Source organism: Bacillus sp. MC1252 (assembly GCF_056838025.1).
In genome coordinates, this window is sequence record NZ_CM166369.1 from 1,931,898 (window position 1) to 1,956,705 (window position 24,808).

The 24,808-nt window shown below is 40.5% G+C and carries 31 protein-coding genes and 1 pseudogene; 8 read left to right on the forward strand and 24 right to left on the reverse strand.

The window, feature by feature from the left end; genetic code table 11:
- Window positions 1–44: 44 nt before the first annotated feature.
- Both msrB and msrA read right to left on the reverse strand, forming a co-directional pair.
- Window positions 45–476: a peptide-methionine (R)-S-oxide reductase MsrB gene (msrB, locus tag ACYH0L_RS09655; RefSeq protein WP_099728715.1), complete on the reverse strand. Its 432-nt coding sequence runs from the start codon at window positions 474–476 to the stop codon at window positions 45–47.
- The gene (gene msrA, locus ACYH0L_RS09660) at window positions 476–1,009 is read right to left on the reverse strand and encodes a peptide-methionine (S)-S-oxide reductase MsrA (RefSeq protein WP_249705126.1); all 534 of its coding nucleotides are present in this window, start codon (window positions 1,007–1,009) and stop codon (window positions 476–478) included. The genes msrB and msrA overlap by 1 nt, the downstream gene beginning before the upstream one ends.
- Window positions 1,010–1,146: 137 nt before the next feature.
- Here msrA and ACYH0L_RS09665 point away from each other — a divergent pair, with 137 nt between their 5' ends.
- The 3 genes from ACYH0L_RS09665 to ACYH0L_RS09675 all read left to right on the forward strand — a co-directional run bounded on the left by ACYH0L_RS09665 (window position 1,147) and on the right by ACYH0L_RS09675 (window position 2,680).
- Window positions 1,147–1,578 (forward strand): MarR family transcriptional regulator, encoded by a 432-nt coding sequence (locus ACYH0L_RS09665; RefSeq protein WP_249705127.1) that lies wholly within the window; start codon window positions 1,147–1,149, stop codon window positions 1,576–1,578.
- A gap of 53 nt (window positions 1,579–1,631) precedes the next feature.
- Window positions 1,632–1,892 carry a DNA alkylation repair protein gene (locus ACYH0L_RS09670; RefSeq protein WP_099728712.1) on the forward strand — a complete coding sequence of 87 codons (261 nt, stop codon included), beginning with the start codon at window positions 1,632–1,634 and terminating at the stop codon, window positions 1,890–1,892.
- 119 nt (window positions 1,893–2,011) lie between these two features.
- The gene (locus tag ACYH0L_RS09675) at window positions 2,012–2,680 is read left to right on the forward strand and encodes a DUF4397 domain-containing protein (protein ID WP_249705128.1); all 669 of its coding nucleotides are present in this window, start codon (window positions 2,012–2,014) and stop codon (window positions 2,678–2,680) included.
- Between the two features lie 231 nt (window positions 2,681–2,911).
- On the opposite strand, the gene ypmT is transcribed toward ACYH0L_RS09675, so the two are convergent.
- The 7 genes from ypmT to ilvA all read right to left on the reverse strand — a co-directional run bounded on the left by ypmT (window position 2,912) and on the right by ilvA (window position 7,739).
- Entirely contained in the window at window positions 2,912–3,109 is a 198-nt protein-coding gene (gene ypmT, locus ACYH0L_RS09680) for a protein YpmT (protein ID WP_099728709.1), read from the reverse strand.
- A gap of 24 nt (window positions 3,110–3,133) precedes the next feature.
- A complete protein-coding gene (locus ACYH0L_RS09685) occupies window positions 3,134–3,700 on the reverse strand; it encodes a YpmS family protein (RefSeq protein ID WP_099728708.1) in 567 nt (188 codons plus the stop codon).
- A 9-nt stretch (window positions 3,701–3,709) separates the two neighbouring features.
- On the reverse strand, window positions 3,710–4,471 hold the full coding sequence (locus ACYH0L_RS09690) for an SGNH/GDSL hydrolase family protein (RefSeq protein ID WP_230030300.1): 762 nt from the start codon (window positions 4,469–4,471) through the stop codon (window positions 3,710–3,712).
- Between the two features lie 69 nt (window positions 4,472–4,540).
- Window positions 4,541–5,131, reverse strand: a complete 591-nt coding sequence (locus ACYH0L_RS09695; protein ID WP_099728732.1) for an SCO family protein — start codon at window positions 5,129–5,131, stop codon at window positions 4,541–4,543.
- A gap of 23 nt (window positions 5,132–5,154) precedes the next feature.
- Window positions 5,155–5,997 carry a DegV family protein gene (locus ACYH0L_RS09700; protein WP_099728706.1) on the reverse strand — a complete coding sequence of 281 codons (843 nt, stop codon included), beginning with the start codon at window positions 5,995–5,997 and terminating at the stop codon, window positions 5,155–5,157.
- A 185-nt stretch (window positions 5,998–6,182) separates the two neighbouring features.
- Window positions 6,183–6,434, reverse strand: coding sequence for a YpmP family protein (locus ACYH0L_RS09705; RefSeq protein ID WP_034319122.1), 252 nt, complete (start codon window positions 6,432–6,434; stop codon window positions 6,183–6,185).
- A 36-nt stretch (window positions 6,435–6,470) separates the two neighbouring features.
- Entirely contained in the window at window positions 6,471–7,739 is a 1,269-nt protein-coding gene (ilvA, locus tag ACYH0L_RS09710; protein WP_099728731.1) for a threonine ammonia-lyase IlvA, read from the reverse strand.
- A gap of 181 nt (window positions 7,740–7,920) precedes the next feature.
- On the opposite strand from ilvA, the gene ACYH0L_RS09715 reads away from it, so the two are divergent.
- Together ACYH0L_RS09715 and trhA are read left to right on the forward strand one after the other, a co-directional pair.
- Window positions 7,921–8,892 (forward strand): sigma 54-interacting transcriptional regulator, encoded by a 972-nt coding sequence (locus ACYH0L_RS09715; protein ID WP_482353994.1) that lies wholly within the window; start codon window positions 7,921–7,923, stop codon window positions 8,890–8,892.
- 13 nt (window positions 8,893–8,905) lie between these two features.
- Window positions 8,906–9,544, forward strand: coding sequence for a PAQR family membrane homeostasis protein TrhA (trhA, locus tag ACYH0L_RS09720; RefSeq protein WP_099728703.1), 639 nt, complete (start codon window positions 8,906–8,908; stop codon window positions 9,542–9,544).
- Between the two features lie 34 nt (window positions 9,545–9,578).
- Here the strand turns inward: trhA and ACYH0L_RS09725 are convergent, their stop codons facing one another.
- The 12 genes and pseudogenes from ACYH0L_RS09725 to ACYH0L_RS09780 all read right to left on the reverse strand — a co-directional run bounded on the left by ACYH0L_RS09725 (window position 9,579) and on the right by ACYH0L_RS09780 (window position 20,447).
- Complete coding sequence (locus tag ACYH0L_RS09725; protein WP_099728702.1) at window positions 9,579–10,202, reverse strand: lysophospholipid acyltransferase family protein; 624 nt, start codon at window positions 10,200–10,202, stop codon at window positions 9,579–9,581.
- A 19-nt stretch (window positions 10,203–10,221) separates the two neighbouring features.
- Window positions 10,222–10,710, reverse strand: coding sequence for a dihydrofolate reductase (locus ACYH0L_RS09730; RefSeq protein WP_256498709.1), 489 nt, complete (start codon window positions 10,708–10,710; stop codon window positions 10,222–10,224).
- Complete coding sequence (locus tag ACYH0L_RS09735; RefSeq protein WP_099728700.1) at window positions 10,707–11,501, reverse strand: thymidylate synthase; 795 nt, start codon at window positions 11,499–11,501, stop codon at window positions 10,707–10,709. Before ACYH0L_RS09735 ends, ACYH0L_RS09730 begins: the two co-directional genes overlap by 4 nt.
- Window positions 11,502–11,604: 103 nt before the next feature.
- A complete protein-coding gene (locus ACYH0L_RS09740) occupies window positions 11,605–12,132 on the reverse strand; it encodes a phosphatidylglycerophosphatase A family protein (protein ID WP_099728699.1) in 528 nt (175 codons plus the stop codon).
- Between the two features lie 18 nt (window positions 12,133–12,150).
- A complete protein-coding gene (locus ACYH0L_RS09745) occupies window positions 12,151–12,768 on the reverse strand; it encodes a YpjP family protein (RefSeq protein WP_099728698.1) in 618 nt (205 codons plus the stop codon).
- A 278-nt stretch (window positions 12,769–13,046) separates the two neighbouring features.
- Window positions 13,047–13,841: pseudogene (locus tag ACYH0L_RS09750) on the reverse strand (class I SAM-dependent methyltransferase).
- Between the two features lie 66 nt (window positions 13,842–13,907).
- Window positions 13,908–14,342, reverse strand: coding sequence for a BrxA/BrxB family bacilliredoxin (locus ACYH0L_RS09755; RefSeq protein WP_034319103.1), 435 nt, complete (start codon window positions 14,340–14,342; stop codon window positions 13,908–13,910).
- Window positions 14,343–14,423: 81 nt separating this feature from the next.
- Entirely contained in the window at window positions 14,424–16,100 is a 1,677-nt protein-coding gene (gene ilvD, locus ACYH0L_RS09760) for a dihydroxy-acid dehydratase (RefSeq protein ID WP_034319100.1), read from the reverse strand.
- A gap of 311 nt (window positions 16,101–16,411) precedes the next feature.
- The gene (locus ACYH0L_RS09765) at window positions 16,412–17,551 is read right to left on the reverse strand and encodes a conserved virulence factor C family protein (protein WP_099728483.1); all 1,140 of its coding nucleotides are present in this window, start codon (window positions 17,549–17,551) and stop codon (window positions 16,412–16,414) included.
- Between the two features lie 30 nt (window positions 17,552–17,581).
- The gene (locus ACYH0L_RS09770; protein ID WP_373605148.1) at window positions 17,582–18,193 is read right to left on the reverse strand and encodes an HD domain-containing protein; all 612 of its coding nucleotides are present in this window, start codon (window positions 18,191–18,193) and stop codon (window positions 17,582–17,584) included.
- 13 nt (window positions 18,194–18,206) lie between these two features.
- Window positions 18,207–18,689 (reverse strand): glutathione peroxidase, encoded by a 483-nt coding sequence (locus tag ACYH0L_RS09775; RefSeq protein ID WP_230030306.1) that lies wholly within the window; start codon window positions 18,687–18,689, stop codon window positions 18,207–18,209.
- Between the two features lie 75 nt (window positions 18,690–18,764).
- Window positions 18,765–20,447 carry a formate--tetrahydrofolate ligase gene (locus tag ACYH0L_RS09780; protein WP_099728480.1) on the reverse strand — a complete coding sequence of 561 codons (1,683 nt, stop codon included), beginning with the start codon at window positions 20,445–20,447 and terminating at the stop codon, window positions 18,765–18,767.
- Between the two features lie 138 nt (window positions 20,448–20,585).
- Here ACYH0L_RS09780 and metA point away from each other — a divergent pair, with 138 nt between their 5' ends.
- Together metA and ACYH0L_RS09790 are read left to right on the forward strand one after the other, a co-directional pair.
- Complete coding sequence (metA, locus tag ACYH0L_RS09785) at window positions 20,586–21,494, forward strand: homoserine O-acetyltransferase MetA (RefSeq protein ID WP_230030307.1); 909 nt, start codon at window positions 20,586–20,588, stop codon at window positions 21,492–21,494.
- Between the two features lie 228 nt (window positions 21,495–21,722).
- Window positions 21,723–22,874 carry a diglucosyl diacylglycerol synthase gene (locus tag ACYH0L_RS09790; protein ID WP_482353995.1) on the forward strand — a complete coding sequence of 384 codons (1,152 nt, stop codon included), beginning with the start codon at window positions 21,723–21,725 and terminating at the stop codon, window positions 22,872–22,874.
- Window positions 22,875–23,059: 185 nt separating this feature from the next.
- Here ACYH0L_RS09790 and ACYH0L_RS09795 read toward each other — a convergent pair whose 3' ends face one another.
- Entirely contained in the window at window positions 23,060–23,761 is a 702-nt protein-coding gene (locus ACYH0L_RS09795; RefSeq protein ID WP_099728476.1) for an AIM24 family protein, read from the reverse strand.
- A 260-nt stretch (window positions 23,762–24,021) separates the two neighbouring features.
- Between ACYH0L_RS09795 and cspD the strand changes: the two genes are divergently transcribed.
- Window positions 24,022–24,222: a cold-shock protein CspD gene (gene cspD / locus ACYH0L_RS09800; protein ID WP_003215784.1), complete on the forward strand. Its 201-nt coding sequence runs from the start codon at window positions 24,022–24,024 to the stop codon at window positions 24,220–24,222.
- A gap of 51 nt (window positions 24,223–24,273) precedes the next feature.
- On the opposite strand, the gene ACYH0L_RS09805 is transcribed toward cspD, so the two are convergent.
- Together ACYH0L_RS09805 and ACYH0L_RS09810 are read right to left on the reverse strand one after the other, a co-directional pair.
- Window positions 24,274–24,456 (reverse strand): hypothetical protein, encoded by a 183-nt coding sequence (locus ACYH0L_RS09805; RefSeq protein ID WP_039179402.1) that lies wholly within the window; start codon window positions 24,454–24,456, stop codon window positions 24,274–24,276.
- Window positions 24,457–24,625: 169 nt separating this feature from the next.
- On the reverse strand, window positions 24,626–24,808 hold the full coding sequence (locus ACYH0L_RS09810; RefSeq protein ID WP_099728475.1) for a zinc-finger domain-containing protein: 183 nt from the start codon (window positions 24,806–24,808) through the stop codon (window positions 24,626–24,628).

The following is a 24,808-nucleotide window of genomic DNA, read 5'->3' on the forward strand; positions in this document are numbered from 1 at the left end:
TCACACGGAAGCAGATGCTTTCCATGTGACGATTTTTAAATGAATTATTCAAATAGATGTGCCAAATGACCGTAGCCTTCTTTTTCAAGATCATCCTTTGGGATAAACTTCAAAGCGGCTGAGTTAATGCAATATCGAAGACCGTTTGGCCCTGGTCCATCAGGAAAGACATGACCAAGATGAGAATCAGCTGTTTTGCTGCGAACCTCTGTCCGAACCATACCATGACTCGTATCAACCTTCTCCGCTACTTCCTCGCCTTCAATCGGTTTTGTAAAACTTGGCCAGCCGCAATGGGCATCAAACTTATCGAAAGAAGAAAACAATGGCTTGCCTGAAATGATATCCACATAAATGCCCTCTTCTTTGTGGTCCCAAAATTCATTTTGAAATGGCGGCTCAGTGCCATTATTTTGCGTGACCTCGTACTGCATCCGGTTTAATTCTTTGATGCGCTGCTCTTTTTCATTTGCCATTATTTATCACTCCAATGGGATTGAATAAAACCCGCTCTACCCGAACCGACATGATATCGTTCGTAGTGCATTTTGTTCTTTTTATAATAGTGCTGATGATATTCCTCTGCGGGATAAAAAGGACCAGCCTCTAAAATTTCTGTGACGATTGGCTTTTGGAAAATTCCGCTTTGACTCAGCTGCTCTTTCGAAGCTTCTGCAAGCTTTCGCTGCTCCTCATTATGAACATAAATACCTGTACGGTAGGACTCTCCTCTATCACCAAATTGCCCTCCATCATCTGTTGGGTCTATTTGCTGCCAATACAGTTCTAATAGTTTCTCATACGGGAAAACGTCAGGATTAAATGTGATTTGAACCGCTTCTCTATGTCCCGTTGTATTTGTACATACTTCCTCATAGGTCGGATTCACTGTATGTCCGCCAGTATACCCTGATTCAACTTTGATAATGCCTGGCTGTTCATCAAAAGGTTTAACCATACACCAGAAACAGCCTCCAGCAAATGTGGCTAATTCTTGTTTTTCAGACATATTAGTGCCCCCTTCATTTAAAAAATGGTATCATCATATTATAACATGATAAAAAATAATGAAAATGATACGACTTGTATACCTAAAATGAACGAAAGCTTTCTATCGTATCTTAACATATAATGGGGGTTTAATGATTGGAACAAAGAAAACAAATGATGTATGAAATGGATACTTTACTGAGAACCGTATTTAAGCAGATACGTTATGAAATTAACAGCCTGCTCGATAACGAATTATCTCGAAATGAATTTCTCATTTTAAATCTACTCCGTGAGCAAGGCGCAAAAAAAGTAACGGAATTCGCTTCGATTCTTGGGGTGTCAGCAAGCCATATTACAGCAGTGACCGACACACTTGTAGAAAAAGGCTGGATCACTCGTATCCGCTCAAAAGAGGATCGCCGCATCATCAAAATCCACTTAACCGATAAGGGTAAGGAAATTACTGAGCATTTTGAAAAAAAGAAAACCGAATACTTTATGGAACGATTTGAATCATTTGATGATGAAGAACTCAAAACGATGATCAAATTATTCAAAAAGCTGGATAAAAGCCAAAAGTATTAAGCATAGATTTTAGCGCTTAGGACATGCTACGGATAAAAAGAGGTGGATGAACTATGACAAGCCCTTATCTTTGTCCAAACTGTAAAACCAACAGAACGCGCTTTAATCTAATTGAGCAGCTTTCAGAACCTGTGAAGCTTGATCCGGCGACTGGAGCAGTTGTCGAAACATACAAAGGAGATCAGCTTTCTCCTTTTCACATGAGCTATCAAGGACCTCAACTCAAAGTCCAGTGCGGCGTTTGCGGTTTAATTGAGGATGAAAAAACATTCATTAAGCTAGCTGAATATCATCAATATTCTTCTCCTTCTTAACATGCAGGTCTGACGGAAAACGTCAGGCTTTTTTCTATGTTTCTTTTGCCTATACAGATCGTCCCTTTCGTGCATACGCTACAAAAAACACCATCGTATGAGAAAGAAGGAATGATAATATGCAGCAGCTCTGTGATATGAATGACTTTCCATATCGTCCATCAGCTACCGTCTACCAATACCATCAGAGACATACTTCTCAAAAAGCCGTTATTCGACTATTTCACGCTGCACCAGATCTAAGTGAGCTCGCTGTATTTGTGGATCGGCAGCAGATCGTGAGAACGATGCCGTATGGCCAGCTGACAGCTTATATGGAGTGGGATGAGGGTGTTTATGAGATAGAAGTATTCAAGCTGGCTACAAAAGAAAGGGTTCTTTATTCTCGCAAGATGCTCCAGGGAGACGAGACTTACACACTGTGTATCACAGGGGCTCGAACAGGCTTTGCATTGCTAACAGAGCGCCAAGATTCTCTTATCAAGCAAGATGACCTATCAGCACTTACATTTGTCCAGCTGTCTCCAGACCTCCCTTCCATTGATATATATGAACGTGATCAAGGAATGTTATCAAAGGAGCTTGGTTATGTGAGCGGCACCCAAACTCATCATTTCTCTCCGAATAAGTATCATTTTGAACTGAAAGCTTCCGGTACTCAAAGTGTACTGCTTGATATCCCAAAAGTTCACCTGCAAACAAAGCACGCATACCTCATTTTGCTTCATGGTTTTGCAAACGGAGAGCCAGAGCTCATGGCGAAGGTGGCCTTGTCTCGCCAAATATAAAAAGAGCCTTTCCAGATGGAAAAGGCTCCGAGCGTGTAGACAAACCCTCGCATTCTGTGTCAGTCCTGTGTGCTGGTGCTCACAAATCTCAAATTCGCTCCGCTCCAGTACTCGGCCTTCCTAGACTTCAAAGATTTTCATACCACGCTGAAAAGAAGACAAAGGGCTAAAATAAGGTCATTTTAGCCCTTTGTCAACAATCTGAGAGCCTTCCCAAATGGAATAGGCTCCTTACGAGACATCTTCAGCTTTTTCTTGCTTTTGAAAATCAAAAGCAAGAATCATGATGCCTAAAAATAATGCACAATAGGCAATATTTAAGTAAAACTGATCGATATTTTCTGCTTTTAAATCAGTGGCAGCCGTAATGCCAAAGTACGCAGCAAATAAAAGCGACAGTAAACTAAAATATTGATAGATTCGCTTCATGATTTCACTCCTGACTTGCACGTTCTATTGTTTTGGATGGTAATATGAGAATTCGATTTCATCGTTCTCAAGATCAATTTTGTTCGCTTTGACATACATATCATTCGTCAGTGGCATTTCTGAAAGGCGCACTTCAACCGTTTTTTGGTCTGGTTTCACATGAACGAATTCTGGCAGTTCATAAAACTGACCCATGTAGCTTAAAACAAAACTGATCGGAATGCTCAATTGTCCAATTGAAAAGTCATCCACTTTCAGCAGGACATCACCATTATCTTCAACAGTTGGCGTAAATGACACGTTTGCATCAATGGTTGAAGAGAAGGCTTTAATCGCGCCTGTTACTTTCACATCTTGATCAATCGCAACATGAAAGTCAGGCATATCGCTTGATCCTTGATTTTTCAAATAATCATTTACAAAGCTGGTCAGCGATTCTTTTGAGCTAGAAATGTTAAAAGAATACTCGCTTTTCGCTTCTTTTTCTGAAGCGGATTGACCGCCTGGCAGCAGCATCAAAATGCCGCACGCAACAACAATCAATAGATTGATGGCAAGTAAAATAAAAAATAAGCTTTTCCATTTTTTCATATGTTCACCCTATTCCTTCGGCAGTCCTTCTTTTTTCACTTCTGAGAATAAACGATTTGCCATAAGAGAGTACCCCTTTTGGTTTGGGTGGAAATCATCATCTGCCAGTAATTTTTCATCAGAATCTTCTTCAAATAAATCTGCCACATTGATCATGTCAGCATTGCCGTCTTTTTTCAGTTCTTTTTTAGCGACCGCGTTCCAGTCTTTGACAACTTCATCGATATCTCTCAGCTCAGTCAGACTGAACTTAAAGGGATTATACATACTTACATACATGATCTTCGCGTGGTCATTATGTTCTCTCAGTTGAGCAAGAATGGTTTTAAAGCGCTCCTCAAAAGGACCTTGCTCTTTTTGAAAAGGAGCAAAAGTCAAATTGAGTACATTTTGACGGACGACATGCATTAAGTCATTTCCTCCGATCGTAAAGAAAATATAATCAGCGTCTTTCAGCCCATCTTGCACCTTTTTCTCTTTTAATCTCTTTAATAAATCTACCGTTCTACTGCCTTTAACAGCATAGTTTTTTAATGTAACAGATTGCACGCCGTCCACCGCTTCTATCTTGTCGCGGGTGATGCCTGCATACCCCTTTTTATTTTGATCTCCGATTCCTTCTGTTAAGGAATCTCCAACCGCTGCGATGGTAATATGTTCTTTTACGTTTTGTGTGTCTTCTAGTTTATCCTTTATGCCAGCCTCTTTTGCAGAACATGCAGAAAGAACAAAAGCTAGAGACATCACAATCAAAATCAAACGAGCTTTCAAACGATGATGTCCCTCCTTTTTCTGATTAAAAAAGTTTACCATGTTTTCGCTCATTTGAACATCCTTATGCTAGCTTCGGTTAAGCGTTTTGATGTCCTTGATGATTTCATCATATGGTGTATTTTGTACGCCATCATAATTTTTCATCACTTTCCCTTCTTGATCGACTAGGAAAAACAGTGATTGATGAATGACTTGGTCTTCATCTTCAGGTTTTTTCACAATGGTTTTAAAGCTCTTCATGGCGAATTTTTCAATCGCTGACTGTGAGTAACCAGTGAGGAAATCCCAATTTTTAAAGGACAATGGATATGCTTTAGCAAATTCCTTTAGCTTTTTCGGTGAGTCCACCTCTGGGTCAACACTAAAGGAAATGATATGCGCATCCAATTTTTCTTCTTTTAACCGTTTTTGCAGCTCTGTCATATGAGCAGTCATAGGCGGACAGATCGTTTCACAGCTTGTGAAAATAAAATCTGCAATCCATACTTTCCCCTTCAAATCATCCAGTGACACCTTTTGACCCTCTTGGTTTTGATACTCAAACGGCTGTATTTGATAATTTAACGCATCCTTGATTTGTCCATTTGAACACGATACTAAAAGAAGCACGCTTATCATCATAAGCGCACCAAGCAAGGCTCCCCTTTTTCTATACATGATATGCCCATCCCCTTTTTCAATCAATCGGTATAAAAAGTAAAGCCTATTGCTCCCTTTCCAGTATGACAGGAAATAATCGGAGTTGTGTAGGCGATATCAACAAGTGCATCAGGTGTGTGATCGAGCAGCGCTGATTTGAGCTTTTCTGCAAGCTCTAATGCATCTGCGTGCGCAATCCCAATTGCCTGAACGGTTTTTCCTTTCACCGCCTGTACATACTGTTTTGTCAGATAGCGGACAAGAGCAGAGTAGCTTCTCACATTCGCTTCCGGCGTGTATACTCCGTCTGTTAAGCTGGCAATTGGTTTGATGTGAAGAAGTGAGCCGATAAGCGCCTTTCCTCTTCCAATCCTTCCACCCTTCACGAGATTTTCTAATGTATCAATTGTGACATATAGCTTTGTTTTATGGCGGATTTTCCCCACTTCTTTGATGATGTCTTCACGGCTTGCACCCTTTTTTGCAAGTTCTGCTGCTTTGATGACTTGAAACCCTAATCCATAGGAGATAAAGTTTGAATCAATCACCGTGATGTTTCCATCCACCATTTTCGAAGCGCTTTCAGCAGTTTGAACTGTACCACTCATTCCACCGGTTAAATGAATACTAATGACTTCGCTTCCATCTGCCGTCAGCTTTTCATATAATTCGACGAATTGACCGATTGCAGGTTGAGACGTTTTCGGCAATTCCTCAGCGGCCTCCATTTTATGAATAAATTCATCAGGCTGCAAATTCACTCGGTCAATATAATCAACTCCAGAAATGGAGATATTGAGCGGAATCACGTGAATTGAAAGATCATTGATTTTCTCTTGCGGAAGATCTACAGTTGAATCAGTTACAATTTTAATTTGTTTCACTATCGTCTCATCCTTGCTGTCTTAGTCTTTACTTATGATATTACCTTATTTCCTGTATTCTTGAAAACAACTGTCCTCACGTTTTTAAAATTGTCACATTTTCTTCTTTTCATGAAAAAAATCCTTGCCAACTGAGCAGCCGCCTTTTCTAAACGGCGCTCACTCCTTTTGACAAAGATTCCTATTTATGCATTGTGTTTCAGTGTAGGCTGCTGATAGATCTGTTCATATGTGCTCCACTTGACGTTACGTTTCACGTACTCCCTGAAAGAGTACACATCTCTCTTTCCTTTAGATACATAGACTTTTTTCAAGAAAGCTTCAAGTCTAAAGGTGAGCATGAAACAATACGTCTCATCCCCCTTTAGAACAGGGATTTCAGTTACCTTGATCTGAGCTCCATCCATCCGTCTAAAACATATTGTTTTGAGCAGCACAAACGATCAATCCTCTTTTCCAATGATCTGTTAAGCCTAAATAAATAGGTGGAATAAATCTTGATCTTTATTCACTTCAACATAGTGGAAGCCTTTTTTATTCATCCGCTTAATCAGCGCCGCATAGTCATTTCTTTCTTTCAATTCGATGCCAACAAGTGCGGGACCTTTGCTTCGATTATTCTTTTTCGTATATTCAAAGCGTGAGATATCATCATTTGGCCCTAACACTTCATCTAAAAACTCCCTGAGAGCTCCTGCTCTTTGCGGAAAATTGACGATAAAGTAATGTTGAAGCCCTTCATAAATCATTGAGCGTTCTTTGATTTCTTGCATTCTGCCAATGTCATTATTTCCCCCGCTGACAATACAGACAACATTTTTGCCTTTAATCTCCTCGCGATGCGCTTCTAATGCCGCGATCGGCAAGGCACCTGCTGGCTCTGCTACAATCGCACATTGATTATACAGCTCTAAAATGGTTGTACACACTTTTCCTTCTGGTACAAGACTAATTTTATCGACAACGGATTGAAGGGACGTAAACGTCTTTTCACCAATCCGCTGAACCGCTGCCCCGTCTACAAACTTATCAATCGAATCAAGTGTCACAACCTCTCCCTTCTCATGGGAAGCATGCAGTGAAGCTGCGCCAAGCGGCTCGACAGCAATGATTTCGGTTTCTGGTGCAATGTTTTTGATATATGTGCCAACGCCAGATAGCAGTCCGCCACCTCCGACGCTTGCAAATAAAAAGTGAGGCTCCACTTCGATATCATTTAATATTTCTACAGCAGTTGTTCCTTGTCCTGCCATCACATCCAAATCATCAAACGGATGGATAAATTCGCGCTTTTCCTTATCTCCGCATTTTACTGCTTCATGATAGGAATCATCAAACGTATCTCCGGTTAAGATAATTTCAACATATTCTTTTCCGAAAAGCTCCACTTGAGATACTTTTTGCCTTGGCGTCGTAGCCGGCATAAAGATTTTCCCGTGGATACCTAAATATTTACAAGAATAGGCAACACCTTGCGCGTGATTTCCAGCACTTGCACAGACAATGCCGTTTTCTAGTTTATTTTTTGGCAGCTGGCTCATTTTATTAAAAGCGCCTCTTAATTTAAAGGAACGAACTACTTGAAGATCCTCTCTTTTTAAGTAGACATTACATTCATATCGTTCAGAAAGTCGCTCATTTTTTTGAAGCGGTGTATGAGTCACTACATCCTTCAAATTTTGATGGGCTTTTAAGATGTCTTTCACTTGAATTAGCGTGTTTTCTTTGAGCAACGGTTTCATGTACAAGATCCTTTCTCTTTAACCTTATTTAATTTGTCATTATAACATGAATATTCAAAAAATAAACCAATAGATCATGGATCAAGCATAAATTTCATAAACTTTTTCGTTTCTCTGTACATTTGGTTTTATTGGGTGTTACAATTAAACCAATTAGAACCATAAAGAAAGGAATCACCCGATGACCACACGTCCGTTTACTTCTATATATGGAGAGCATCAAGATATGAAGCACGCCATTCATTTGGCAAAACAATTCACGCAAAACAAGCAGCCTGTCTTAATAACGGGAGAAATCGGAACAGGCAAAACATTATTTGCCCAAGAAATGGCAAATGCTTCTGTTCCTCACGCTTCGCTGACACATATTTATTGCCCGACATTGGATGAAGAGACCTTACAGAAAGCATTCACTCAAAAGAAGAATCAAGCTCTTTATTTAGACGAAATTGGCGCATTAAGTATTCCTATGCAGCATCAGCTCATTCGTTTTCTAGAAACTTCACCTGCAACAAAAATCATCGCTTCTTCGTCTTTATCATTAGAGGCATTGAGGGTTTCATCTACTTTTTTACCTGAGCTATTTTATCGTCTCAACGTACTCCATCTGTCCATTCCGTCTTTAGCAGATCGAAAAACAGATATTCCTGCTTTAACTACTGCCTTTTTCAAAGAGCTGGGCATACAGCCTGACATTGATACAAGTGTTTGGGAAACCTTGCAGCAGTATCCATTTGAAGGCAATGTACAAGAGCTCAAAAATATGGTTCATTACGCTGCAGCGATTCTCGAGGGGCAAACGGTTTTCTTACACCACTTACCGCCTTTTGTGTTATTACCTCAACACGCAGCGGCTGGAAAAGGAAAAAAAGAAGAGCACCAGCTTACACTTATGGAGAAACAAGAATTTGTTTTCTTACTTGAAGCCATTAAAGCACTGAATGAAAAAGGAGAAGCAGCAAGCAGACGACTCTTGTCTGAATTAAGCAAACAAGGTGACATTCCGCTGACCCCTCAGCAGGTGAGGAGCCGATTAGATGATCTTGAGAAAAAAGCATACGTGACGAAAGGAAAAGGCAGGGCTGGAACGAAGATTACACTTGAAGGTCTTTCATTCCTGAAGTCGCTTGATGGTTATATACCGATTCAATAAAGGAGGAAATCTATTGTTTACTGTAAAAGAAGAAATTGCAAACGCCGTTACACATGGCATTGGGGTTATTTTATCCATTCCAGCCATTGTTTTTCTCGTTTTATTCGCTGTTCAATACGGCACAGTCACAGACATTATTAGCTTTTCGATATTTGGTGCATCCATGCTGCTGCTTTATTTAAGCTCGACCCTGCTTCATAGCATTCGGCACAAAAAAACAAAAGATGTGTTTGAGATTCTCGACCACTCTGCTATTTATGTATTGATTGCTGGTACATATACACCCTTTTTACTTGGACCATTAAAAGGCGCACTCGGCTATACTCTACTTGCGATTGTATGGGCTCTTGCTGCAGGTGGTATTGTCTTTAAAATCTTTTTCGTCAAACGGTTTATCGTTGTATCCACTCTCGTTTATTTATTAATGGGCTGGATGATTATCATCGCCATCAAACCACTCTACATTCAATTAACGGGAGCAGGATTCGGCTTATTACTGTTAGGCGGTCTATTATATTCGGTCGGAACCATCTTTTATATTTGGCGTAAAATCCCTTATCATCATGCGATTTGGCACAGCTTTGTTCTCGGCGGAAGTGCGTCGATGTTTTTCTGCATCCTATTCTATTGTGTCAGCATCCCAGCGGCATAGAAAAACCAGCATCCACTTTCGGATGCTGGTTTTTCTATGCGCGCTTTTGAACGTAATCACTGATCATGACAGGTGCTTTAATATGAATATCGACATTGACAGGACGCAGCCTTTTCACGATCTTTCCTGTTAAAAGCCGATCCGTTCCGCTTGTTTCAATCGGAACAAGCGGACAATCACATTCTTCGGCAAGCACCTCTGCAATGGCACGATATTTTTCTGAAAGCAATACACTCTGCCCAGACATGACTCTTTCTTTTGCTTCTTCTAACAATCCCTCATCAGACTGATTGTGACGAATAACCGCCATCTTTTTCAGCCATTGTTTTAAGATGGGGTAGCGAAACAGATTCGAATTCGCCATGAAAGCAAATGGCTTCTCAAGGTGCCCAATTAATAATGTCGTTGTCACCGGATTAAGCTCATGGGTGACATAAATGACCGGTCCATCCGGCAGCTTCTTTTTCTGATGGATGGTCATCACTGATCCTGACTGATCAATACATCCTCTTGCAAACCTTTTCGCATGCTCATGAATGAGCTGCATTCGTTTCGTATAGGAAATGCGCGGATCAGTTAATTCATGATCATACAAATGCCTCATACTTTTTAAAAAGGATACAACAACATAAATCGTTAAAAACCAATAACGAAACAACCGTACTCCTCCTACTCATTTATCCTTCTTTTCTGTCATATACGACAAATTCATAATTGTAGGGGTTCTTTTCGTCACGATGGCCTTTTTCGCGTGATACAATCGTCCATTCGTCTTCATTGTAATGAGGAAAATAGCGGTCACCTTCAAAAGCATGATGAATGTGCGTGATGTAAAGACGATCCGCATATGGCATCATTTCCTCATACAGCTTAGATCCGCCAATGATAAATAATTCTTTCTCATTCTTCCCGATTGTTAAAATGTCAGCAATTGAATGGACAACCTCACATCCCTCTCTTTGAAAAGAAGGACTTGTGGTTAAGACGATATTACGGCGGTTAGGCAACGCTCGTCCAATCGATTCAAATGTTTTCCTGCCCATGACAATGGTATGGCCGCCTGTGACTTTTTTAAAATAACCTAAATCCGCGGGTAAATGCCACGGCATTTGATTATCTTGACCAATGACTCTGTCTTTACCTGTCGCCACAATCATAGAAATCATACACTGACTTCTCCTTTAATATGCGGATGTGGATCATAGTTCTCGAGTACAAAATCATCAAACGTAAAATCAAAAATGCTCTTTACATCTCTTGTGATGCGAAGCTGCGGAAGTGTGCGCTCCTCGCGCTCCAGCTGCATTTTCACCTGCGGAAGATGATTTTGATAAATATGAGCATCCCCAAGTGTATGAATAAACTCTCCTGGCTCAAGATTTGTCACTTTGGCAATCATCATCGTTAGAAGTGCATATGAAGCAATATTAAAAGGCACGCCTAAAAAGATATCTGCCGATCTTTGATAAAGCTGGCAGGATAATTTACCGTTTGATACGTAAAATTGAAACAAACAATGACAAGGAGGCAGGGCCATTTGATCAATTTCTCCTGGATTCCAAGCACTGACGATGAGTCTTCTTGAATTCGGATTGTGCTCAATATCATGGATCAGCCTGCTGATCTGATCCACGGTCTCTCCATCTCCGCTATCCCATGATCTCCACTGCGCACCATACACACGGCCTAGTTCTCCATTCTCATCTGCCCATTCGTTCCAAATACGGACACCATTTTCTTGAAGATATTTGACATTTGTATCACCTTTTAAAAACCACAGTAACTCATGAATGATTGATTTCAGGTGTAATTTCTTGGTTGTTAATAAAGGAAACCCTTCCTGTAAATCAAATCTCATTTGGTAACCGAACGTGCTGATTGTGCCTGTTCCCGTTCTGTCACCTTTTTCATCCCCGTGCTGTAATACATGACGGCATAACTCTTTGTATTGTTTCATTTTTTTCATCCTTTATTTATGTTCTTGTTGTAGTTTACCTTATTTCTGCTTTTGTTGAAACCAAAAAAACACGTCTACGTGATGAGCAGACATGTTTTTCTTATTATACTTGATTCACTCGATCCTGCTCTTCGTCCTTAATATCTTGGTGAGAGTGAGCAATGCGGCTTGCTGCTGCTGCGGCAAGTGCAGCGACAAGATCATCAAGGAAGGTGTGTACTTCTCCTGGACGACCTTCATCTAATTCTCGAATAATACCAAATTTCTCTTTATCTAAATAACCGAAGTTGGTCAAACCGATTGATCCATATACATTGACAATGGAAAGCGGAATAATTTCGTCAATTCCATATAGCGGCTCATCTGTTTCAACTAAGTGCTGTAAAGGTTCTGGCAAAAGCTTTTTTTCTGCCAGCTGATCAAGGGCAAGCCCTGTTAAAACAGCATGGACAATTTCCCTTTTCTTCAGCACTTTTTCAACATTTTCAATGCAGACACTAAGCGGGAGATTCGGATGATATTTTTCTTGAAGCTTAAGCACAATGTGTGCGATATCTTCAATTTTCACTCCGCGATCGTTTAACATTTGTTTTGTAATGTGCACCATTTCGTTCATTGTATATTTTTTCAATTGGCATGACATCTCCTTCTAGTGGCTCATCCAGCTCGGCGGGGTGTTTTTGTCCCAGTAAATATTACCGAGTTCATGGTGCGTCTGGAATCCATCTTCTGCTGTATGGTAATGAAAGTTAAACCAATATCCGCTATGAGGCGGCTGATCTCTTCTCACATGAAAACGGAGCAAATCTTCTCCGGTCTTCCGGTTGTAAATGTGAAAGATTTTTTCGCCATTTCCGCTGGAAGGTTGATCAGTTAAAACAACATCTTGAAATTTTTCGTCATCTTTGAAATTTGTTAAAAAGTCGGTTAACACTTGTTCAATCTTCGGTTGAATCTCTTCTCTGTACTCGTCCTCAATGACAGGTGTGATTTTATGACCAAATTTGAGAAAGGATTGGTTTTCTGCACTTGATAGAACCTCTTGCTTATATTGCTCAAAGGGATCTATCCGCTCTTTGTTGTCCTCTTGCGATAGTTCCCAGCTGCGCGTTTCATCTGATGTATCATAAACAGCTGTATAAGGGGACTTATCAGATGAAGAAAGTTCAGATGGCTTGTCTGTCATCAAAGCCGATGGAGGAGAGATTAAACCAAAAGTTGCAATCGTAAAGAGTGCAACAAGCGTTTTTCTCATCCACATCTTCATGATATCTAATTCCTTCCATAAGTTATCATACTGCTATTCTAGCATATAATGAATTTTCAGTCATTCAATTTGGTCATTATTTGAGACTTTCTTTTTCATAATAAAACGTTTACAATGACAGTAACAGCGACTAAAATTTGGGAGGAATGGGTATGCTTGAAGGATTTTTCGTCACGGCTTCCTTGCTGACATTATTTTATTTTGTCTATATGGAGATCACAGATTAAAAGCCCTTAATGAGGGCTTTTCAGATTGTTGACAAAGGGCTAAAATGATCTTTATTTTAGCCCTTTGTCTTCTTTTATTTGGATATACCCATAATGGAATTGGGCTGTTTTTCGTTTGATGACCTGAAATTGATAGGAGTCCGCTGTAAACCGAGTGCTTTTCCAATGATCTTTTAAAACCACTCTTTTTCTCGCTACTCTTATCGCTTCTTGCATGGCCATTTCGTGGTCAAAGTAGTGCTCTGCCGCATGACGAAGCGGCGCTATACTTGTAGATTCTTAAATCGTTTCCTCAAACATTGGATCAAAATAGACGATATCAAATGAACGATTTGGGAGCTTTTTTAGCTGCTCGATACTGTCTCCGCTTATGACAGATATCCGTTTCATCGCTTCATCTGCCTCGCCTACACCTGTCTCCCATGTGTTTAGCCCTTCTCGCACTAGTAATGCCGTCATGGGGTTCTTTTCAATACCAACTACCTTTCCATTTGGACCTGCCGCGCAGCTTGCGGTAATGGCATCTGACCCTAAGCCAAGCGTACAGTCCAAAACGGAATCTCCTGGCTTAAGCTGTGCTGCTTCTATCAATGGATCCTTTTCGCCGCGGAGGAGCCGCTTCACCCTAAACATCGCTGAGCTTGGATGGAAGAAAAACTTTTCACCATTTGGTTGATACCATTCAAATCTTTCTTTCCCGACAACGAGTACGTCCCCCCGTTTGATAGCAAGCTGTTTGACGGATTGTTTGCGCCGCTCTACATACTCACCATGCAAATCCTCTGCTAGTGCCTTTGCTGTTTCAATCGTTTGTACATTTGCTCTAAAGCTTGTTGTAATGAGCATGCCGTTCCTCCATCATGATCAAGAAAAAATGCCCTGATCTGATCACAGGACATTTCAACACTTGTATTAGCAATGTTTTTCGAATGCAGATAATACATTTTTCATAATGTCTTCCATTTCATGGCCTTCAATTTCCTCACGTGGGATAAAATGAACAAGTTCATTTCCTTTTAAAAGTGCCATAGAAGGAGAAGATGGTTCCTCACCTGTGAAGTATTCTCTCATTTTTGCCGTTGCTTCCCTGTCCTGACCAGCAAAAACCGTCACAATTCGATCTGGTGCTTTTTCCGCCTTCATCACAGCTTGAGTGGCAGCAGGGCGTGCTAAGCCGGCCGCACATCCGCATACAGAATTGACCACAACAAATGTCGTTCCTTCTGCTTCTTGCATCGTTTGTTCTACCTCTTCTTCAGTTGTTAGTTCTTGAAATCCCGCACTTGTAAGCTCTTGGCGCATTGGTACAACGAGCTGACGCATATATTCTTCATATGCCATTGACATAAAAAAGCCCCCTCTAAAATCCTTATGTTGTGAATAAAGGATACTATAGAGAGAGCCAATTTTCAAATGTTCGCTTTCAGATTAAATTTTCATGATTCCGCCTGTATTGGCTGATGTCACAAGTTTTGAGTATCTGGCTAGATAACCAGTTTTCACTTTTGGCTCAAAGCCTTTCCAATTCGCTTTTCTTCTTTCCCATTCTTCTTCTGGAACATCTACGCTTAAAATGCGCTTTTCAATATCTACAACGACATGATCACCATTTTCAACAAAAGCAAGCGGGCCACCCTCAGCTGCCTCTGGAGAGACGTGTCCAATGGACAATCCGCGAGAAGCGCCAGAAAAACGTCCGTCTGTAATTAAAGCAACCTTTGGACCAAGTCCCATTCCGACAATTTGTGAAGTGGGTGCAAGCATTTCAGGCATGCCAGGTCCGCCTTTAGGTCCTTCATATCGAATAATGACCACATGTCCTGCTTCTACTTTTCTATTAATGATTCCCTCAAGAGCTTCTTCTTGGGATTCAAATACGATCGCAGGTCCTTCATGACGTGTGATACCATCTTGAACTCCGCCTGTTTTAATAATAGCCCCATCTGGCGCAAGGTTTCCAAATAAAACGGCTAAGCCGCCTTTTTCAGTAAATGGCTTGTCAATTGGATAAATGACGTTATAGTCTTTTACCTCATGCCCCGCAATATTCTCACCGAGCGTTTTCGCTGTGACGGTCATTGTATCTAAATGAATAGCTCCTTCTTTTTTGGACAATTCATTTAGCGCAGCTGTCACACCGCCTGCTTCATGTAAATCCTCAATATAAACATCCGAAGCTGGTGCAAGTTTTGATAAATGCGGCACACGCTCTGCTACTTCATTGATACGCTCGAGTGAATATTCAACGCCCGCTTCATTTGCGATCGCCAATGTGTGAAGAACCGTATTGGTTGAACCACCTAGTGCCATATCTAGTGCAAATGCGTTATCAATCGCTTTTTCAGTGACAATATCACGTGGTTTAATATCTTTTTTAATGAGCTCCATCAGTTGTTTTGCTGATTTCTTCGCAAATTCTCTTCGCTCTGGTGATGTCGCCAAAATTGTTCCATTTCCAGGAAGAGCGATGCCAAGCGCCTCTGCTAAACAGTTCATTGAGTTTGCCGTAAACATACCTGAACAAGATCCACATGTTGGACAGCCAAACTGCTCTAACTCATTTAATTCCTCTTCATTAATTTTTCCTGACTGGTATGCACCAACGCCTTCAAATACGGATGAAAGAGAAATTTTTCTGCCATCACTTGTTCTACCTGCTTCCATCGGACCGCCGCTGACAAATACAGTTGGGATGTTCACACGCATTGCTGCCATCATCATGCCTGGTGTGATTTTATCGCAGTTAGGAATACAAACCATTCCATCGAACCAGTGTGCAGACACAACAGTCTCTACTGAGTCAGCAATGATTTCACGGCTTGGTAATGAATATCTCATCCCAATATGCCCCATGGCAATTCCGTCATCGACACCAATCGTATTGAATTCAAATGGCACCCCGCCAGCTTCACGAATGGCTTCTTTCACAATTTTACCGAATTCCTGAAGGTGGACATGTCCTGGGACAATATCAATATAGGAATTACATACGGCAATAAACGGTTTACCGAAATCCTCATCCTTTACCCCCGCTGCTCTTAGTAAGCTTCGGTGAGGTGCTCTGTCAATTCCCTGCTTAATCATATTACTGCGTAGTTCTGCCATCTGTTTAAAAAGCCTCCTATACTACAAGTCTAAGTTGACTGCATGATTTTGAGTTGATTTTATTTTACAAATTTTCTGTTTATTTAGCCACCTATGAATGACTGATGACCAATATGGCTGCTGAAGCAAGCGCTCAGCAAGGATCGTGTCATAAAATCTGACCTCCAATATTCTATATTGGTACTACTATATAGAGTTTTTTTGTATATTTCAACAATATTCAAAATAATTTTTCTAAAAAAATTTTTCTGTCTATAAAAAACGTTATTCAGAAAACAAGCTGCCTTTCATTGGCAGCTTGCTCATCATCCTCATGATTCTGATGCATTTTTTCTACTTTCTGTCATTTGCTTCCACACTGAGCCTTTCGCTTCTTCTCCAAGCTCAATTCGCTCAATCGCCATTTTCACTTGTAGACTGACTTCAAATTCAGGGTCTTGCTCTGCTTCTTTCAATGCTTCAAGTGCCGTTTCGTCACCTTCTTCATAAAGGAACATGGCCGCACGCCAGCGGACAAGCTTACTTGGATCCTTTAATGCTGCGATCATCGCTTCTATAGCACTAGGGTCACCAAGATCCGAAATACAGTCTCCAGCTGTTCTGCGGACCGTGACTGTTTTGTCTTCAAGCCCCTTATATAAAATAGGCAGGATAGCAGGATCTTCAATCATTCCAGCATTCACAACGGCTTGTCTGCGAATAGACGTTTTTGGGTCCTCCATTGCTTTCATTAAAACAGGTATATCCTTTTGCTTGGGCTGCATTTGCTCTAAATGGGCAAAACGCTTTTTCCAATCTTCCTCGCGCAGCATCTCTTCTGTGACATCATATGCCTGGCGATTCACCTGTTTATCTACAGCCTCTTGTCCTTCCTTGACTGCCTCTGTTAAACGGAGTAAACGCTCGTCATCATAAGCTGCTTGAAGCTCTTCTGTGACTTCTTGACCGATATCAGCAAATTCCCCAAAACGAACGCCGTGTTCTTTCCACACACGTTCAAACACAACATTGTCTGAACTGCTTCTGAGCTTTAAGATGGCTGCCTGGAAGCGTTCAGGCATTCCAAACCGCTCTTCTCTCTCACCGTCCGTCAGCTTGACCTGCATCGGAATCCCATTAAACATTTGGACGAACACTTTGACTTCGCCAAATGTGTCATCGCCTGACTGCGACCCTTCCTGAAGACCTTCTGTTTCTTGTCCAAAGGCCTCTCTGACCTGTTGTAAAATGCCCTGCCAGTCAAATTTCGCATTGCGCTCGACCGCTAAGAAATCCGCTACATGATAAACCCCTTTAACACCTTCAATATTTAAAATGCGCTTGATCATCTCTGGCGCTTCGTCTTTTTGATCCTTTTTGTAGTTGTTGCTTTTACCGCCGGCAAGCGCTTCTGTCAAAATGACCTTCATTGTATTCGGACTTGGCGTCGGTTCTATTGCTGTTATTTTCATCTATACATCCTCCTTACACACATAAAGACCCTACTCATCTGTAAGGCCGCATTCTTCTTTCCACGTCTTGATAAATAAACACATGAATTCATGACGCTCTTCAGCAAGCTGCTTTCCTGCACGGGTGTTCATCAAGTCTTTTAATTTGAGCAGTTTTTCTTCCATATGCTCAAGCACTGATCCCTGCTGTGAATTGTGTGTATAATGGGGCTCACCTGTTGCACCTGCGTACGTAAACACTCTTGCAATGCCGCTTGCTCCTATCGCATCCAGCCTATCCGCATCTTGAACAATGGTCCCTTCTAATGTCATTGGCTTATGCTGCATATGACGGTGACGAAAAGACATCGTTGTAATGATGTCCATGATATAACGAATATCTCGCGTATCCACTTCCCACAATAGAAGCTGTTGTTCCAGTTGCTGTGGTGAAAACTCCCATTCAATTGACAGTTTTTCATCAATTAAATCATGCACAATAGCCGCCATCTCGATGATAAATAGAGAGCCGCCTTCCTGCTTTGCGATATGGACTGCTAGCAGGCGGACACGATCGATATGAGCTGCATCGTGTCCAGTTGGCTCATTCTTCAGCTTATTTGAAACAAAGGAGGCAGCTGCCTTCAATTGTTTTTGCTGCATGATCGTCTGCATCTTATTTGTCCAATAAGGCGATGATTGAGCTTTCTAATTCTTTTGGTGGTGTCTTAGGAGAAAATCGTTCAGTGACTTCTCCGTTTTGATCGACGATAAATTTTGTGAAATTCCATTTCACTGTCTTCGTACCAAGCACACCTTTCGCATGACTTGTTAAGTGTTTGAAAAGCGGGTGCGCATTGTCACCATTGACATCTACTTTTTCAAACATTGGGAAGGTCACACCATAATTCAACGAACAGAATTCTTGAATCGCTTCTTCCCCTTCCGGCTCTTGGTTCATAAATTGGTTACACGGAAATCCTAAAATTTCAAGGCCCTTTTCATGATATTGATCATATAACTCTTGCAATTGTTTAAATTGAGGGGTAAGTCCGCATTTGCTCGCTGTGTTCACGATAATGAGCACTTTCCCTTTGTAATCTGCCATTGATTTTTCCTGACCGTTAATGGTCTTGACCTGAATATCATAAATTGACATCTCATAGCCTCCTAGGATTCACTTTTTTTCTATCGTAACATGCTTCTTTTAGAAAATCGCTTTTTATGCTTCCTACTAAAAGAGTCCTGTCACACTGCCATCTTCCAATAAATCCATCTCAAGCGCCGCAGGTTTTTTAGGCAAACCCGGCATGGTAAGAATGCTTCCGGTTAAAGCAACAATAAATCCTGCTCCTACAGATGGTTTTAACTCACGAATCGTAATGGTAAAACCTTTAGGTCTGCCGATTAAAGCTGGGTCGTCTGAAAGAGAATATTGCGTTTTTGCCATACAAACCGGCAAATGAGCCCAGCCGTTCTTCTCGATCGCTGCCAGCTGCTTTCTTGCTTTTGATGTGAGCGTGACGCCATCTGCCCCGTAAACCACTTGGGCTACTTTAGATAACTTTTCTTCGATGGAATCTTTCTCCTCATACAAATAGGAAAAGCGGTTCTTATTCTTTTCAATAAGTGTCGTGAGTTCCTCGGCAAGTGCTGTCCCGCCAGCGCCTCCTTCTTCCCATACATTCACGGCTTTGACTGGATGCCCATGCGTTTTGCACCAATCTTCTACTGCTTGAATCTCTTCTTTTGTATCGGTGATAAAGCGGTTCACTGCGACGATGTATGGAAGACCGAAGGCTTGCACTGTTTCAATATGCTTTTCTAAATTATGTATACCTTCTAATACGGCACGTGCATTCTCTTCTTTGAGCTCTGTTTTCTGCATTCCGCCATGCATCTTCAATGCTCTGACAGTCGCAACAATCACAACTGCACCTGGTTTGAAATCACCGGCTCTTGTTTTAATGTGCAGGAATTTTTCCGCACCTAGGTCTGCACCAAAGCCAGCTTCTGTCACTACATAATCTGCTAGTTTTGCCGCCATTTTTGTTGCAATTAAACTGTTGCATCCATGTGCAATATTGGCAAAAGGACCGCCATGAACAAGGGCTGGAGTTCCTTCAATCGTTTGTACAAGGTTTGGTTTGAGCGCATCTTTTAAAAGTAAGGTGAGTACGCCTTCATATCCAAGCCCTCCAACTGTGACCGGCTCACCTTGTTGATTATAAGCAACAACAATAGAAGAAAGACGTTTTTTTAAATCGTTTAAGTCTTCTGCTAAACAGAGGATCGCCATCATTTCGGAAGCAACCGTGATATCAAATCCATCTTCTCTAGGATACCCATTTAATTGACCGCCAAGTCCTACAACAACCTGTCTTAAAGCACGGTCATTTAAATCTAGCACTCGTTTCCACACAATCCGGCGCGAGTCGATGCCAAGTTCATTTCCATGATGGATATGGTTATCAATAAATGCAGATAACGCATTATGAGCAGATGTAATGGCATGAAAGTCTCCGGTGAAATGGAGATTGATTTCTTCCATTGGCAGTACCTGAGAATAGCCTCCCCCCGCTGCACCGCCTTTAATACCCATTGTTGGACCTAGTGAAGGCTCTCGCATGGCAATGATCGCTTTTTTCCCGATTTTTTCGAAAGCTTGACCGAGACCAACTGTTACGGTGGACTTCCCCTCACCTGCTGGCGTTGGGTTAATTGAAGTCACAAGAATGACGTTTCCTTCTTTTTGTTCCTTTAAACGATCAAAAATGGTCAAAGATATTTTCGCTTTTGTGAAACCATAGCATTCTAATTCTTCGTCATGTATTTGTAACTTTGCTGCGATGTCTTGAATTGGTCTCAGCTGTGCCTTTTGGGCAATGTCAATATCTGATAAATGCTTAGTAATCATAAATAAACGGCCTCCTTTTTTACAGAAACAGCTTTCATTTTTGCTCTATTTTTCATTGTAACATAATTGAAACATTGAAATATCGCCAGAAAGTTCCTATAATGAAGTGAAATTAGCTTTGGTTCAGGGGGTGGCGAGTTGCCTATTAACATACCAGTTCATCTGCCGGCAAAACAAATACTAGAGAGCGAAAACATTTTCGTCATGGATGAGACAAGGGCATTCAAGCAAGATATCCGTCCTTTGAATATCGTGATCTTAAATTTAATGCCAAAAAAAATACAAACTGAAACGCAGCTGCTGAGAATGCTCGGGAATTCTCCTTTGCAAGTGTACTTTACGTTTTTGATTCCAAGTACGCATACACCGAAGAATACATCGAGAGAGCATCTAGATGAATTTTATACGACCTTTAAATCGATTCGCCATAAAAAATTTGATGGAATGATCATCACCGGCGCACCAATTGAGCATCTACCTTTTGAAGAAGTTTCCTACTGGAAAGAGCTGCAGGACATCTTGGACTGGAGTAAAAACAATGTGACGTCTACTCTTCATATTTGCTGGGGTGCACAGGCAGGTCTATATCACCATTATGGCATTGAAAAAATCAAGCTTCCTGAGAAAAAGTTTGGCGTATTTGAGCATCTTGTCAAAGAGAAAAAAGAAAGATTAGTAAGAGGTTTCGATGAAGTATACTATGTCCCACATTCTAGGCATACAGATATTAATACAGAACAATTAAAAAACACACCGAATCTAAAAGTGTTGAGTATGTCTGAAGAAGCTGGTGTTTGTTTAATTGTTTCAGATGATGATAAACAAGTATTTTTAACTGGACATCCTGAATACGATACAGACACATTGAAGCAGGAATATGAAAGAGATTTGTTGAAACATGATACAGTCAAAAAACCCGTCCACTATTTTATAGAAGATGGTGACACACTCGTCCCAGTAAATCGCTGGAAAGCCCATGCAACCTTACTGTTTATGAATTGGCTTAATTATTATGTGTATCAAGAAACTCCATATGTGTGGGAATAAAATAGACTGAGGTCTGATGATAAATGTTCAAAATGTGTTAAAATACAAATGGCTCTGTCTTCCATTATCAATTTAGTCTGTTTGTTTTTTAAAATTAGTTTAATTCTTTCGTAACGAATGATATGCTCTGACTGTTTATATGTTATCTTTATGTATATGTAGACCTATGAGATTCATAGTTTTCGTACGAAGTTTTGTTGTTGTTGATTACATTTGAGGTGAATATTCTTGAATACCAATAAAAAAATATTAATCTTGACCGCAAATTATGGAAATGGACATATGCAGGTGGCAAAAACACTGTATGATGAATGCAAATCCCAAGGGTTTGAACATGTGATAGTTTCTAATTTGTATCAAGAATCCAATCCCATTGTGTCAGAAGTGACTCAATATTTATACTTGAAGAGCTTTTCCATTGGGAAACAATTTTATCGCTTGTTTTATTACGGTGTAGATAAAATTTACAATAAACGCAAATTTAACATTTACTTAAAGATGGGAAATAAGCGTCTCGACGAATTAATTCAGTTACACAACCCTGACATCATTATTATTACATTCCCGATGATTGTTGTGCCAGAATACCGAAACAAAACAGGCAAAGTGATTCCGACATTTAATGTCATGACAGATTTCTGTCTTCATAAGATTTGGGTACATGAAAACATCGACCGATATTATGTTGCAACCGATTATGTGAAACAAAAATTAGTGGAAATCGGCACACATCCAAGCGATGTCAAGGTGACAGGCATTCCTATTAGACCACAATTTGAAGCAGACGTGCCAAAATCGATAATTTATAAAAAATATGGATTATCATCAGACAAAAAGGTCCTTCTCATTATGGCCGGTGCTCACGGTGTACTAAAAAATGTGAAGGAATTATGTGAAGCGTTACTTCTTGACAGTGAAGTACAAATTGTTGTTGTATGCGGAAAAAACGCAGCGCTGAAACAATCGCTCAGCGATCTTGAACAAGCACACCCAGATCAATTGAAGGCGCTTGGATATGTGGAACAAATTGATGAATTGTTCAGAGTAACAGATTGTATGATTACAAAACCCGGCGGTATTACATTAACAGAAGCAACAGCAATCGGTGTTCCAGTTATTCTTTACAAACCTGTCCCTGGACAAGAAAAAGAAAATGCTCTTTTCTTTGAAGATTATGGTGCTGCCATCGTCATCAACAGACATGAAGACATTTTAGAATCTGTGACCAACCTGCTGCAAGATGAAGAAAAATTAGAAGCAATGAAACAAAACATTAAAAAACTGTACTTAAAACAATCTTCTCAAACCATTTTGGAAGATATCGTTGAACAATCAGATCTCATCACGAGTAACAAAACGTATGCTCGTGCATTATCATAAAAAGGTGCCCGTCATATACGGACACCTCAGATTGTTGACAAAGGGCTAAAATGATCTTGATTTTAGCCCTTTGTCTTCTTTTCAGCGTGATAGAAAACCTTTGCAGTCTAGGAAGGACGAGTACCGGAGCGGAGCGAATTTGAGATTCGTGAGCACCGGCACGCAGGACTGACACCTTTTTTCTTTTAGCCTTGATTCCCATTTGTTGTGTACACCTCTTCAAACGGCTGAACGACAACAAAACCGCTTCCGCTAAACTTCATTTGTATGGACTCCCCGCTCCCTCTGCCAATAAAGGTTTTGAACGAAACATCTGTCACAAATTCAGTTTTTAAATCCCCTGACCATGCGACCGTCGCATTTGGATCTGTATAGACAGAGTCACCTGGCTGAACAATTAATGTAAGCGGTTCGTAATGACTCGTGATCGCAATAAGGCCTGGCCCTTCAAGTTTGACATTAAATAATCCGCCTGCAAGCATGCCAGAAACCTTTTTCATCAATTTGATATCCCAGCGGACTGACGGTTCAAATGCAAGAAGATCATTTCCATTAACGAAAATGGATTCACCTTGAGCCAAACGAAGAATCGAGATCTTTTTGCCTTGGTCTGCGACATATAATTTTCCATCACCTGTTGCTTTCATGAGTGAGGTGCCTTCTCCTGATAACATTTTCTTGAACATCTTTGAGACGCCATGTTCAAAAACGCCCTCACGTTCAAACTTGATTTTGCCTCGATATGAGACCATGGAACCTGTTTTTGCCCAAATGGTATCGGTCAAATTAATTTCTAGAAGTCTTGATGTTTCAAGCTCGAAGACCCCTTCTCCTTTATCTTCTTGCTGGGTTTTTTGGACAAATTCTTCAATCGTATAACGATTCATGCCGCGCACCTCTTTCTGTATTTTTTTATATACGGACAAGATGCACGTTAGGTTTCGGAACATCAGATTCTTTTATATATAAGTGACAATTCACCAAAAAAATCAAACATTTTGCTCAAAATTTGGTTCGCCTCCTTGACGCTTTACTTTTGATGGTGTATAGTGGAACCATCATTTAACAACTTCTAAGGCGTTAGATGATGAAAAATTTTTTTTAGTATACCAAAAGGTATGCTACAGTACTAGGAGGAAAAAGCAATATGCAAAACGGTAAAGTAAAATGGTTCAATAATGAAAAAGGTTTCGGCTTCATTGAAGTTGAAGGTGGAGACGATGTATTCGTTCACTTCACAGCTATCGAAGGTGACGGTTACAAGTCTTTAGAAGAAGGACAAGAAGTTTCTTTTGAAATCGTTGAAGGTAATCGTGGACCTCAAGCTGCAAACGTAACAAAAATCTAATCAACTAAATGAATGATGAACCGACAAAATAAAGAGAGGCTTATGCCTCTCTTATTTGATTTTCAGCTGAATTTCAATCGCTAAAATATTTTGCTTCAGTCTTTGTTCAATTTCAGAGATATCTTTTTCGAGAAAAGGTCTTCCCTTCTTTGCTACATCTACTAGCTGCTCTAGATCGCTATACACCTCTTGAAATGTTCGATGTAATACCGTTTCGAAATCCTTATTATTCATACCGGCCTTCCTCTTTTCCTCTAATATCCGTCACTTAGTCAAAAAGTAACTCAACCAAAACTTTCTATAGTTATATCGGCTCATTTTCTGGAATATGTTCTTTTTTTACGCATTCTATCCGTTTTTTTTCACGAGCCGATGTGTGATCAAGGAAAACCGGTGCACCCTCTTACTTTTTGAGCAGTGCATTTCCGTATTCTTTTATTTTTTCTCCTACTGTACATTGCTGAATACAAAAGGAATGGGCATATTTTTTGCCAAATTCTTTTCGAAAGTGCTTTTTAATAAAACAATCTGAACAATACGTGTCTTGAAGATCTGTCAATTCTTTTACTGCTGTTTTTTTATCCAC